This is a genomic window from Paenarthrobacter sp. TYUT067, from assembly GCF_023656375.1.
Lineage (GTDB): Bacteria > Actinomycetota > Actinomycetes > Actinomycetales > Micrococcaceae > Arthrobacter.
In genome coordinates, this window is the sequence record NZ_JAMOIT010000030.1 from 1 (window position 1) to 12,444 (window position 12,444).

12 protein-coding genes and 1 riboswitch are annotated in these 12,444 nt (G+C 64.2%); of the genes, 7 read left to right on the plus strand and 5 right to left on the minus strand.

The genetic code is table 11. The annotated features are described in order from the left end of the window. The first annotated feature begins 176 nt into the window (after positions 1-176). Positions 177-1,223 (plus strand): Gfo/Idh/MocA family oxidoreductase, encoded by a 1,047-nt coding sequence (locus MOD31_RS20550; protein ID WP_250821555.1) that lies wholly within the window; start codon positions 177-179, stop codon positions 1,221-1,223. Here the strand turns inward: MOD31_RS20550 and MOD31_RS20555 are convergent. Together MOD31_RS20555 and MOD31_RS20560 are read right to left on the minus strand one after the other, a co-directional pair. Next, a complete protein-coding gene (locus MOD31_RS20555; protein WP_142937567.1) occupies positions 1,207-1,683 on the minus strand; it encodes a hypothetical protein in 477 nt (158 codons plus the stop codon). The two genes, MOD31_RS20550 and MOD31_RS20555, sit on opposite strands and share 17 nt — an antisense overlap. Positions 1,684-1,719: 36 nt before the next feature. Beyond that, positions 1,720-2,922: a WXG100 family type VII secretion target gene (locus MOD31_RS20560; RefSeq protein WP_142937568.1), complete on the minus strand. Its 1,203-nt coding sequence runs from the start codon at positions 2,920-2,922 to the stop codon at positions 1,720-1,722. Between the two features lie 334 nt (positions 2,923-3,256). Between MOD31_RS20560 and MOD31_RS20565 the strand changes: the two genes are divergently transcribed. From MOD31_RS20565 to MOD31_RS20580, 4 genes are all read left to right on the plus strand, one after another. Beyond that, positions 3,257-3,973: a hypothetical protein gene (locus MOD31_RS20565; protein ID WP_250821556.1), complete on the plus strand. Its 717-nt coding sequence runs from the start codon at positions 3,257-3,259 to the stop codon at positions 3,971-3,973. A 92-nt stretch (positions 3,974-4,065) separates the two neighbouring features. Next, positions 4,066-4,617 carry a sigma-70 family RNA polymerase sigma factor gene (locus MOD31_RS20570; protein ID WP_250821557.1) on the plus strand — a complete coding sequence of 184 codons (552 nt, stop codon included), beginning with the start codon at positions 4,066-4,068 and terminating at the stop codon, positions 4,615-4,617. Then, complete coding sequence (locus MOD31_RS20575; protein WP_142937571.1) at positions 4,614-5,459, plus strand: hypothetical protein; 846 nt, start codon at positions 4,614-4,616, stop codon at positions 5,457-5,459. The genes MOD31_RS20570 and MOD31_RS20575 overlap by 4 nt, the downstream gene beginning before the upstream one ends. A gap of 128 nt (positions 5,460-5,587) precedes the next feature. Next, positions 5,588-6,415, plus strand: coding sequence for a type IV toxin-antitoxin system AbiEi family antitoxin domain-containing protein (locus MOD31_RS20580; protein WP_142937572.1), 828 nt, complete (start codon positions 5,588-5,590; stop codon positions 6,413-6,415). On the opposite strand, the gene ald is transcribed toward MOD31_RS20580, so the two are convergent. Further along, on the minus strand, positions 6,405-7,523 hold the full coding sequence (gene ald / locus MOD31_RS20585) for an alanine dehydrogenase (RefSeq protein ID WP_142937573.1): 1,119 nt from the start codon (positions 7,521-7,523) through the stop codon (positions 6,405-6,407). The genes MOD31_RS20580 and ald overlap by 11 nt on opposite strands. Positions 7,524-7,732: 209 nt before the next feature. On the opposite strand from ald, the gene MOD31_RS20590 reads away from it, so the two are divergent. After that, the gene (locus tag MOD31_RS20590; RefSeq protein ID WP_142937574.1) at positions 7,733-8,947 is read left to right on the plus strand and encodes a CdaR family transcriptional regulator; all 1,215 of its coding nucleotides are present in this window, start codon (positions 7,733-7,735) and stop codon (positions 8,945-8,947) included. Positions 8,948-9,191: 244 nt separating this feature from the next. On the opposite strand, the gene MOD31_RS20595 is transcribed toward MOD31_RS20590, so the two are convergent. Then, positions 9,192-10,523, minus strand: coding sequence for a hypothetical protein (locus MOD31_RS20595; protein WP_250821570.1), 1,332 nt, complete (start codon positions 10,521-10,523; stop codon positions 9,192-9,194). Between the two features lie 2 nt (positions 10,524-10,525). Further along, a riboswitch (cyclic di-AMP (ydaO/yuaA leader) is annotated at positions 10,526-10,674 on the minus strand. 239 nt (positions 10,675-10,913) lie between these two features. Between MOD31_RS20595 and MOD31_RS20600 the strand changes: the two genes are divergently transcribed. Next, entirely contained in the window at positions 10,914-11,984 is a 1,071-nt protein-coding gene (locus tag MOD31_RS20600) for an ATP-dependent DNA ligase (RefSeq protein WP_250821558.1), read from the plus strand. Positions 11,985-12,065: 81 nt separating this feature from the next. On the opposite strand, the gene MOD31_RS20605 is transcribed toward MOD31_RS20600, so the two are convergent. Further along, positions 12,066-12,344, minus strand: coding sequence for a DUF6480 family protein (locus MOD31_RS20605; protein ID WP_250821559.1), 279 nt, complete (start codon positions 12,342-12,344; stop codon positions 12,066-12,068). Between the last annotated feature and the right edge of the window lie 100 nt (positions 12,345-12,444).

Consider the following 12,444-nt stretch of genomic DNA (forward strand, 5'->3'; position numbering starts at 1 on the left):
TGAACGATCCGAGGACAACACCAGCTGCACAGCTTCCTCACGGAAAGCCGCATCATATTTTCTTCTAGGACCAGTCATTCTGAAGTCGATCTCCCATCAACCTGTCTCAGAAAACCATACGGCCGCAGTTGGCGTAAAAGGGCTATTACGTGAGAGAGGATCGGTAGCCTAGGCACATGACTTCCCAGCCGATACGTACCGCCGTTGCAGGTTTTGGCCTTTCGGGCAGCGTCTTCCATGCGCCCTTCATCGCGAGCAACCCTGCTTATGAGCTCGCAGTTATTTCAACCTCGGACGCCGGAAGGCAGGCCAAAGCGAAAGAGCGGTACCCGGAAACGCGCATCGTCAGTTCCCCACAGGACATCCTGGCTCTCGCGGACCAACTGGACCTGGTGGTCCTGGGCACTCCGCCCGCCACCCATTTTCCACTCGCGAAAGCTGCGCTGGAAGCCGGGCTCGACGTCGTCGTTGATAAACCGTTCACGGTGCGCAGCGCCGAGGGTGAGGAACTGATCCGACTGGCTGGGAAACTGGGCCGTGTCCTCACCGTCTACCAAAACCGGCGATGGGATGGTGACTCGCTCACCGTGAAGAAACTGCTCGACGCCGGTACGCTGGGAACCGTGACCCGGTTCGAGGTGGGCATGGAGCGCTGGGCGCCGGAAATCGCCAAGGCTTGGAAGGCCAGCGCCACGGCCGAAGACGGTGGCGGTGTCCTGTTTGACCTCGGCACGCACGTCCTCGATCTTGCTCTTCGATTCCTGGGACCGGCCACCGTCACTTTCGCGGAAATACAGGCTCGTCGTCCTCAGGAAAGCGCCGACGACGACGTGTTCCTGGCTCTCCGGCACGAGTCAGGGGTGATCAGCCATGTCACCCTCAACCTCAACAGCCATCTCCATGGCCCACGCTTTCGCATCCTCGGCACAGAGGGCGGCTACGTAAAGTTCGGCACCGATCCGCAGGAGCCGTACCTGCTGGGTGGCGGGCTGCCGACGGATGCGGAGTACGGCGTCGAAGCTCCCCAAAACCACGGCACGCTGGAGGGAGACGGGCAGCGCACCGCTATCCCCACGGAGCGCGGTGCATACCCTGAGTTTTACCGGATCCTCGCCGAAAAGCTCGACGACGGCGGCTCAGCATCCGCGCTTCCGTTACCTGTGGATCCGGCGGACTCGGTTGAGGTGCTGAAGCTGATCGAGCAGGCTAGGACGCTGGCGTAATGTCAGCGCTGGCGACCAACGAATAGATGGCCTTCAGGTCCTCGCCTTCACTGGGCTGGCAGCTGCCAGTCAGCTGGACGATATCCGAAGCGGCGTCCTGATGGACCACCGTCACGGCGGTGAACTGGGTCAGTGAGCCCGCTTGCGGGTGTGTATAACGTGCCTCGCGTACGTACCAGTCCCTTCCGTTGATCACTACCGGTTCTGTGCCCAGCAGGACGGCGTCCGGCAAAGCGTCCAAGAACGAGTCAACGGACGCAGCGATGTCCTGCAGCTGGTAGCCAGGCAATCGACGGGACACGGAGATGACCACGTTTGGCGTGTAGCGGCCTTCGGATGCAGGAGCCATCAAGGCGCCCACGGCGTCGGGGACCACCTGATGGGTCCACCCGGCTGGCGGGCTGAGTTTGATGGTGGGGTAGGCGGGGAAAGCTGTGGACGGGAATACCTGCTGCGACATGGGAGCCTTTCCGGCAGTGGACTGGAGTGAGGAATGTCAGTTGTTCAGGAAATCGACGAATCCGGTGACGGAATCCACCAACCCCTTGGGGCTGAGGGTGATCTGGCCACCCGCACCCAGGCCCAGTTCCGCGGTGAGCTTGGCGCCCGCGCCCAGAGTGAGCCCGTCCTCGTCAACGGATGCCGTGAAGAAGTGACCCTCGCCCGCTCCGGCGGCGACCGTTGCGTTGAGAGTTACGGTTTGGCCCAAAACTTCTACATACCGGCTTCCAGTCAGTTCCGCTCCGGCACCTGCGCTGAAGGCTGTCCCGGTGGTCTCGCGGCCCTTGACGCTGACCTCGCCTTCGCCGGCGCTTGCCCAGGCTCCGGCCCGCAATTCTCCGCCCTGACCCACGGAGAACAAGCCGCCGGCGAACTCGGTCTTGTTATCTATGGTGACCTTTTGACCGGCAAAGCCTTCCCCACCCGCGGAAAACAGGAACGGGCTGCTGGCATTGGCGTGTGCGCTGGCCTCCACTCCTGTCATCATTCGCGTGGTGGAGGTGTCGGTCACCCAGCCGTCAAAGAAGTCGGATCGTACGGTGGTCACGTTCTCTGCGCCTGCGAATGCTTCGCCGTTGGCGTGGGCGTTCGGCAGTCCGAACCCGAACGGCACACTGGCCCCGTACTCGCCTTCGGCGCGCGCGCCCACAAACGTTTCGTTGGTAACTGTCGTCTTGACAGGACCGAACTCAGAGCCTGCCTTCCAGGTCATCTCACCTCCGGTGGAAGCCTCGCCGGAGCCGCCAACGTCGATGCCGGCCGGACCTATGGAACCGTGCGTTTCGCCCGACGCTTTACTGTCGAAGGAGCCGCTGCCTTCCACCGTGACCGGGCCGTAGGTGGTGGGATCAAAAGTGAACTCCAGCGGTCCGGGTGCTGTCCTCCCCGTCCCTGCTGAGGGTCCTCCCTTGGGTCCCCCGGGACCGCCCGTGGAGGCTTGTTCCTGCTGGTCTGCGTTGAGTTTTAGGGCGCGGGCGTTGGTCCGCAGACATGTGGCTGCTGCTCCCAACCGTCCGCGGAGATCGCTCTGCCACCTGCTCCGGAACTGGTCGGCGTCATTTCCCTGCCAGTACGAACCTGCCTGGATCATGGCTGTGAGCTGCTGTTGAAGATTTGTGATCTTCTCAGCCTCGGCGTCCATGACAGCGGACAAACGCCGGAGATCCCCGACATCCGCGCCTACCAGTCCCTGCCCCATCAGATTCTCAGCCCCATCACGTATCCCCTGAACGTAGTGCCATGTCAATCGCCGGGCGTCCAAAGGTGCCGGGCGGTTTCTTGAGCATAGTTGGCCCCAACGTGCCCGGCCATGGGGACATCTAGCCAGTGTGGAAAAGGAGCGTTATGTGGATAAGTAGCAGCACGGCCAAGAAGCAGTATCCGAGCTCTTGAAAAAGAATTTCGGACAAGGCGTAACCTCACCGGCGTCGCGAGCGATGTAAGGGGTGTGCGGGCCACGTCCGCACGCTGATCATCCGGTCGCGACCCAACCGCGGCCGGGGCAATCCCAAAATCGTTTGTCGGAGGGTTTCATGTCCTTGTTCACTGTCCTTGCCACCAGCAAAGTCGCCGCGGGCGTCCTGGCTGCCGGAGCTGTAGCTGCCGGTGGAACCGGCGTCGCTGCGTTCAATGGCGCACTTCCCACTGATATTCAGCAGTCCGCCCACGACCTCGTTGGAGCACCGGCCCCGGTGGCCGGGAAGACCGTCGCAGCAGCCGAAGCTGCAGCAGCCGACGCTACCGAAACCGCCAAGTCTCAGGCCACTGACGCCGTCGAGACCGCGAAGGCAACGGCAACCGAGGCCGCCGAAGCCGGCCAGGCCAAGGCTGCCGACGCAGTGTCCGATGCCAAAGCTGCGGCAGAAGATGCCACCTCCCCGGAGGCTTTCGGTCTCTGCACCGCTTTCCTCAACGGCGGCCTGAAGTCCGACACGAAGGTTCCGGGCTTCGAGTCCTTGACCATCGCTGCCGGCGGCGAAGCCAAGGTGGAGGCGCATTGCGAGTCCGTGGTGGAAGCCGGTAAGGCCGCCGGCCTGAAGGCTGACGGTTCGGCAAAGGCTGAGGCCGACGTCGACGCCGCCGTTACGTCCGAACTGCCTGCAACCCCTGCCGTACCGGCTGTCCCCGCAGTGCCGGGCGTTCCCGCCGCGCCGGCTGTTCCTGCCGTTCCCGCGACTCCTGAGCTGTCCACTCAGCTTCCCTCCGAGGTCCCGGCTGTTCCGGGCGCACCCCTCGATTCTGTCCGCTAAGCAAGCAGCGGTTACGGTTTAAGGGCGGGGCTCCTTGGCTTAGGACAAGGAGCCCCGCTACGTAGTGTGGTGTGGGACGGAGGCATCCACGGGTGCTAGACCCTTTGGCTGATGAATACGTGCAGGCGGATCAGGATGATCCCGCCCTGCTCTTCACGGCTGCCTACAACAACTTCGCCGGACCGGTTTTTGGCTATCTCAGGGCACGCGGCGTGGACGACCCCGAAGCCGTGACGCAGGACGTATTCCTGGCCCTGTATCCCAAGCTGGATTCGCTCCGTGGAGGGCTTCAGGGTGCCAAGACGTTGCTGTTCACCATCGCGCACGCGCGGATGGTTGACCACTATCGCAAGCGGGAACGAACGCCCGAGTCCACGCCATATGAGGCGGACTTGGACGCCAGGCGGGTGCCTTCGGCGGAAGACCAGGCTTTTGGACGAGTCGCCGGCCTGGGAGTCACCGAGATTTTGGATGATCTTCCCGACGATTATCGGGAGGTCCTGGCACTTCGGGTCGTCGCAGATGTTTCGGTGGAAGATACGGCGGCGATCATGGGCAAGTCCCAGGGATCCGTCAAACAACTGCAGCGCAGGGCATTGGGTGCACTGAAGAAGCGTGCACTACTAAGGAACGGCACATCATGAGCGAACAATTCACGCCTCGCGGACGCCGCGACCAGCAGGCCATCGACCATTTGCTGGCCGACTCCGGCCTCTCCGGCGACGCAGCCCTCCGCACGGAACTTCTGGAGCTCCGTTCACTGGCTGGCACTGCCCCTTTGCCGTCCGACGCAGTCCGCGCGCTCATGGTCAGCAGCCCAGCCGCCACAGAACGGCTCGCTGTCACCGAACAGCCCTCGACGGCGGAGGGACCGTCCGCGTCGTCGGGTGCACCCACGGCGGTACTCGCCACCGTTGCGCCGGAGCCCCAGCCCGGGTCCGCTCCTGTGGACGAACTCGCTGCACGTCGTCGTAAGAAGCGCCGCGCCGCCATCGCGGGCCTTGCCGTTGCCGTGTCCATGGCAGGCGGGGCTACCGCTGCCGTCGCATCGGAGGGCGGCCTGCCGGGCGCTTTCCAGCATCTTGGAGCAGCAATCGGTTCGGTGGTGTCACAACTGAACCCGGGTTCGGGCAGCGCTCCCCAACCCGATGCGCCCGCTGGCACCACCCCCGAGCAGCAGGTGCCTGCTCCGGACGTGCCGCAGCAAGGTCCTGCCACTGTCCAACCCCAGCCTGCTCCGGCGGCACCCGTCAGTCCTGTTGCTCCCGAACCCCAGCCGCAGCCCGGGGGCGAACCATCGCAACGTACCCCCAACGCGCCGTCGCACCAGGAGCCCGGAAACGGCGTCGTCCCCACGCCGCCGGTGTTGCCCGTGACCCCGCCGGAGATCGACCCCTCCACGATCGATCCCTCCAAGCTTGGCCCCTCGGGTGTTCCTGTGCCGGTTCCGTCGCAGCTGGTTCCGTCCCTCCCGTCGAGGCCCTAACCGCAAATCCGTTCTCGGCCCGCTGTTCCGTCGTTGGGCCTCAACGGAACAGCGGCCTCGGCACGTAGTTGTCCACATAGGATGCATCATCGATGGTTGTCGGCCGCCCCTGCACCAAAAATGGGTAGATGCAATCACAAAAGCTTGATGCCCTTCTCGCTGAGCATTGGCCGTCCACCCTTGTTGCCTCAACCCCCGAGCTTGCGGCCACGGGCCTGGGGGACCGCGCGCTGACCGCAGGAGTGCGTTCGGGGAAGCTCCTGAGGCTGAGGCGCGGTGCCTATGTCCGGACAGTTGACTGGCGTCGTCGCAAGCCCTGGGAACGGGAGATACTCCGTATTCAGGCCCATGCGTGCAGCACGTCGGGCCAAGCAACGTATAGCCACCTGAGTGCTGCCCGGCTCCATGGGTGCCTTGACTGGGAAGGTGGCCCTCAAGTGCATGTCACCACGCCATTCTCTCCTGCCCAGGCAAGTTCGGGTGCGGATGTGGTTGCCCACGGTGGGCCGTTGAACCCGGAAGAAATCACGGAAGTGCCCGCGCCGTGGGGAGGCCGGGTCAGAGTCACGAGCCTTGAACGGACAGTGATCGACTGTGCGAGAACGTTGGCTTTCGAAGCAGCCGTGGTTATCGCGGACCAGGCCCTCAGGCGGGGTGCTGATCCGGGAATCCTGCAACATTTTCCGGACAGCGGCAGGATCACGCGGGGTGCGCGGCGGCTGCGTCAGGTTCTCGCCGCAATGGATAAGAGATCCGAGTCAGTGGGGGAGACACGCACTCGCCTGCTTCTCCACAAGCTGGGCATCCAGGAGCCTGTGCTGCAGCTTGAGGTGGAGACACCCATCGGAACTTTTCGCGCTGAAACGTCGGAAGCCCGCTGTTCCGTTGCTGGGCAGCAACGGAACAGCGGGCCAGGGACGTGTTTCTGTCGCCGCGAAGGCTTCGCTATGCGGTGACCAGGCTGTGCCAGTCCGTCACCAGCGGCAGGTTGTGTGCCTCGGAAACGGAGTGGTGTGCCACGTGGCCTGCAGCGATGTTGAGGCCGGCGGCGAGCGCGGGATCGCGGTCGAAGGCGGCCTTGACGCCCAGGTTGGCCAGTGCCACGGCGTAGCGCAGGGTGACGTTGGTCAGTGCGTACGTGGAGGTGTTCGGAACGGCGCCAGGCATGTTGGCAACGCAGTAGAAGATCGAGTTGTGGACCTTGTACGTCGGTTCCTGGTGGGTGGTGGGGTGCGTGTCCTCGAAGCAGCCGCCCTGGTCAACGGCGATGTCCACAAGAACCGAGCCCGGCTTCATGCGGGCAACGAGGTCGTTGGTGACCAGCTTGGGTGCCTTGGCGCCGGGGATCAGGACGGAGCCGATCACGAGATCTGCGTCGATGACTGACTTCTCGATCTCGTAGGCGTTGGAGGCAACGGTCTTCAGGCGGCCCTGGTAGAGGGCGTCGAGTTCGCGCAGCCGGTTGATGTTGATGTCCATGATGGTGACATCAGCACCGAGGCCCAGCGCCATGGCTGCGGCGTTGGTTCCCGCAACGCCGGCGCCGAGGACAACAACCTTGGCCGGGCGCACACCCGGTACGCCGCCCAGGAGGACACCCTTGCCACCGGCCGGAGCCATGAGGGAGGAAGCGCCGACCACTACGGACAGGCGACCTGCGACCTCGGACATCGGGGCGAGCAGCGGAAGCGTGCGGCCCTCCTGAACGGTTTCATAGGCGATGGCCGTGACGCCGGAGTTGATGAGCTCGGCGGTGAGCTCGGGCTCTGCGGCGAGGTGGAGGTAGGTGAAGAGGATGAGGCCCTTGCGGAAGCGGTGGTACTCGGCCGCGATGGGTTCTTTGACCTTCATGACCATGTCTGCGCGGGCCCAGACATCGTCGGCTTCGTTGACGATTTCTGCGCCGGCGATCGAGTATTCCTCGTCGGTGATGCCCGAGCCGAGGCCTGCGCCGCGCTCAACCAGAACGGAGTGTCCGTGGGTGCGGAACTCGTGGACGCCGGCAGCCGTGATGGCTACGCGGAACTCGTTGTTCTTGATTTCTTTGGGGACACCGATGATCATCTGTGGGCTCCATCGTTAGCGGCCTCTTCGGCCGAAAAATGTGTTGCGGGCTGTGATTCCAGAATAAATCCGGCTGTGAGGCAGGCGACATGGAGTCGGAGCAGCCCGCACAGGAAAACCCTGTGGATATAAGGATCTTTGCCAAGCAAGCTCGACATTTGTCGAGCACTGAAGCGTCAAGTGTCGCCTGCTGTTGGTACGCTTTTCCGATGCAGCAGGACGTGGAACAGATCGTTGAACGGGTGGCTCTGAAGCTGGGCCGCGGGCTCTCCCTGGAAGACCTCGACGGCGTTCTCCTCGCCTACAGCTCCAACCAGTCCCACGCCGACCGCGTCCGCGTGAACTTCCTCCTGAGCAAGCGGGTACCCAGCGACGTCAGCGCATGGCAGCTTGCTCACGGCATTGCCACGGCGGTGCGACCCGTGGTGGTTCCAGCCAACGACGAACTGGGCATGTTGGGCCGCGTCTGTGTCCCCTTGCTGGTGCGCGGTTTCCGCGTGGGGTACTTGTGGGTGCAGCTTGACCTTGAGGAACAGAGCGCGACGGCGATACTCGCCGAACTGCCAGGCGTGCGGGACGAGCTGGACCTGCTGGCGGGCTTGCTCCTTGATTCCAACACGGCTGAATCGGAGTTCCGGCGACGGCGTGAACAGGAGTTTCTGTCAGCCTGCGGCGGCGAATCCAACGCTGTGGCCGCCGTCGCGGGTTGGAAGGAAATCCAAGGCCGCGGTCCGTGGCAGCTGGTGACTATCCTCGACCCCGATGGCGCGAGGTCCGACGTCGATCCCATTGCAGCTACCCTGACGCATCGATCTGCCGCGCTGCAGTCCACCATCGGCGTGAACGCCGCGTTGTTCAGCGCCGGAACGGAGACGCATTCCGTTGTGTTGTTCCGCGAGTCGGGCGGCCGGGCGGACCATGCCCAGGTTTTGGTGCACTATCAACTGGAGCTCGCCAAACGCGCAGGCCGCAAAGTGGACAGGGTAATCCTGGGGATCAGCGAACCATTCCAAGTTATCCGGCAGCTGTCCGGTGCGTACCGGCAAGCGAAGGTTGCTGCCCAAGCGGCCGCAGTAGACCTCCCTTTGGGTGAGCTCGTGGACAGCCGAACTGTTGGCGTGTACCAGCTGTTCGATCGTTTGGTAGCACCGGGCGGTTGGGATGACACGGGATCTGTGCATTTCAGGGCACTCGAGGACCACGACAAAAACGGCGAACTCCTGCCCGTCCTTGAATTGCTCTATGACAACGACGGCTCAGTTCAGGATGTCGCCGCCAAACTTCACCTCCACAGGAGCAGCATTTACAACCGGCTCGGGCGGATCCGTCAGCTCATCGGTGCTGATCCATTAAGTGGCGCGATCCGGCTCGAATTGCATGCTGCACTGAAGGCGCGGCGCTGGGCAGTACGGCCACGGATCTGAGGCGACGGGTTAAAGGCGCCAACGCGGTGACACAATCAGCGGTAACACAAACAAGAGGAGGCAGGTACCCGGGCCGGGTGCCTGCCTCCTCTTGTAAGTACGAAGTATGCGGTGTTGCCTTACGAGCGCCGCAAACGCTGGCAGCTCCAGCGCCCCATCCGCCGACGAAACGTGGCGGTCCGGCTGCTGCTGCAGTACCGGCTATGCCACCCCGCATGGGTGGACGTACGGGGCACGCGGGTGCTCAACCGAATACCTTCTGGGCGGCATCGAGGATGTCCTGAAGTGCCGATTCACTGGGCTGCGGTGCTGAGGCAGCGGTCGGCTTGCCCGGTTTCGGCTTGGACGTCGGCGTTGCAGTATCCGTCGGCGTTGGAGTCGGTGTGGGAGTCGCAGTTCCTGTGGGAGTCGGGGTCGGTGTGGGAGTGCCCGTTGGCGTCGGCGCAGGCGGTGTAGTGATGGTGTCCGAGGGCGGCACATCGCTCGGCGCGGGGGCCGGCTGGGTGGGTGCCGGGCTGGTGGCGCCAGGAACTGCCGGGACTGCGGACGAGCCCGCTGACGGAACCCATACCGGGTCCGCGAGCGAAACCTGTGGGGTGGGAGTCGACGACGGCGACACCGCCCCGGGTGCCTCCGCGATCGTCGCGGGCTGGCCGGCCTCGGAGGAAGCCGTTGCCCCTGATGCTGTGGATGGCGTGGAGGCCGAAGGTGATGACGCCGTGGTGTAGGAAGCCTTGGGCCCGGGGGATGCCGAACCCGAGGTGCGGCCTTCGCCCCCGCTGGCTTCCTGCGACGGGGTTTCCTGGCCGAAGAACGGAAGTTCAAGGGCTGGCCCCAAAGCGCCGGCTGTCAGCACGAGGCCAAGGGCCCCCGCCACCACGGCCATGCGCTGGCTCATGTGTTTGACCGAAGCTGCCTTGCGCAGGGCGGCCTGTGGTTCACGGCTGAACGGTTCGCGGCCGAACGAGGATGTGGCGCCAAAACCGGACTTGGTGGTGGGCGCAGCGGCCGGCTTTCGAACGTCCCGGCGGCTAGCCAATGATGCCGAGGCTGTAGCGGCTGCGGCCACCTGAGCTGGAGACTTGCCGCGCGGGGACTCCGTGGGTTCCGGCGTGCGCGCGGACTCATCGCGGGCAGTGACTACAGGAATGGCCGCAGTTGCGGGTTCCGGCGTTGCAGGCTGCACCACTGGAATAGCCGTGGTGGCGGGTTCCTGGCTACTGGATTCCCGTGAATCGGGTTCCTGGCTGGCCGGCGGAACGATGGGGATGGCTGCGGTAGGAGGTCCCGGTGTGGTGGACTTCGGAGCTGCCGCCGATTCCTCGGGCGCGAGTACGGCCCGGGCAGCACGCTCGCGCTCGGCTGCACGGATTTCCGCACGCGTGGTGGGTTTCACCCCGGCGGGCATGGCCGCAGTGGCGGATTCCGGCGTCGTGCTTGACGTTCCGCTGACGGCGGCGGAATCTGCCGGCGCGTTGTCAAGGAATCCGCTGGGTTGGGCCCGACGGCGTCCGGTTGGCTTGGTGCGCTCGCCTTCAGTCTGGGCGCGGCGCGGCTGATCCATGGTTGGGGACATGGTGGTTGCCTCTCAACGCCTTCGAGGTTAGCTGTCGGGTTCGGACGAGGCCGTCCGGCCGCGCAAGGCGGCTTCACCCCAAGGGCTTGTGGGTAACAAGCCCGGGAACCTGGGTCCCCCGTCTCTGCCGCGGGTCTGGCGGATCCCGGATTGCGGCAGAGCTCGGCGTCAATCCGGAAGCGGCCCAGCGGAGATATGGGTCGCCCTACGACGGTACATGAGCCGGAAAGTAAAGTCACATTAATGTAACGGGCGGTAGTTCAGCCTAAGCGGTAGGCTTCTAGCGCTTAGGCTTCGGGGCCGGTGCTGGGCGGCACTCGCTGGGCCGCTCGACCAAGATATCCCTGGCCAACACTAGCTTCGGCGCGCACCGGCGGGTAGACATTGTCTATGGACCTGCCTGTGATGCCACCCGTCTCGCCCATGCTCGCCAAATCCGTTCCGACCATCCCCGATGTTGGGCACTATGAGCCCAAATGGGACGGCTTCCGGACCATCGTCTTCAAGGACGGCGACGAGATCGTCCTGGGCAGCCGCAACGAGAAGCCCATGACCCGCTACTTCCCCGAGGTGGTGGATGCCCTCAGGAAGAACCTGCCGGACAAATGCGTGATTGACGGCGAAATCGTCCTGATCGAGGGTGGCCGGCTCGAATTCGAGGTGCTCCAGCAGCGGATCCACCCCGCCGACAGCCGCGTCCGTATGCTTGCTGAGAAGACCCCGGCGTCCATGATTGCGTTCGACATCCTCGCGCTAGGCGATCAGAACCTCATGGACAAGCCGTTCTCCGAGCGCCGGGCCATCTTGGAACGTGCGCTCGCCGAGGCCGAGCCGCCTGTGTATGTGACTCCTGCGGTGACTGATCTGGAACGGGCACAGGAGTGGTTCGTACAACTGGAGGGCGCGGGCCTGGATGGTGTGCTGTCCAAACCACTGGATGGGGCGTACCTCCCGAACAAGCGGGTGATGTTCAAGACCAAACACGAGCGCACGGCCGATTGCGTGGTGGCTGGGTTCCGCTGGCACAAGACCGCGAAAGTAGTGGGCTCCATGCTGCTTGGCCTGCACGATGACACCGGCCGGCTGCATCACGTGGGAGTAGTGGCATCGTTTCCCATGGCCAAGCGCGAGGCCTTGGTGGCTGATCTTGAGCCGTATCAGATTGAACTCGACCAACACCCGTGGGGCGAATGGGCCAGGCAGGACGAGGCTGCCGGGGGTTCACGCATGCCGGGCGCCCAAAGCCGCTGGAGCGGGGGCAAGGACTTCTCCTTCGTGCCCCTGCGCCCCGAGCTCGTGATCGAAGTGAAGTACGACTACATGGAGGGGGACAGGTTTCGGCACACCACGCAGTTCCGCAGGTGGCGGCCGGACAGGACCCCCGGGAGCTGCACGTACGCGCAGCTGGAAGAGCCCGCTGAGTACGATCTCGGGGCGATCCTGAAGCTACCGAACGCCTAGAACGTTGCCAACCCGCTGTTACGTCGCTGGCCAGCAACGAAACAGCGGGTTAGCAACGTAACAGCGAGGCTTGCAGCGGAGTTACTCGTGGTGGCCTTGGTCGCTGCTCATGCTGCCTTCGGCCGGCGGGGTTTCTCCCGGAGGAACTCCACCGCCGGGCTCCAACCCTGTGACGTTGCCGTCCAGGGGGTCCGGGTTGGCGGAGGCTGCGGGATCCTCGTCCTCGTCCTGGCGCATATCGGGATCTTCGTGGATGCTGTCGGCATCGGAGGTCGTGTCATAGGATCCTGTGGCGAAGGGTCCTGTGGCGCCGGTGGCGCCGAAGCCCTGGGTCTCTTCAGTTGAGTCTTTGTCAGTCACGATCAGCCCTTTCATAAGCAAACTTACTAATGCGCTTGCTCCGTCAGCCTAGCCGGGACGCGGCTACCCGACAAGCGGCACCCAGTCCAGGTGCCGGCGT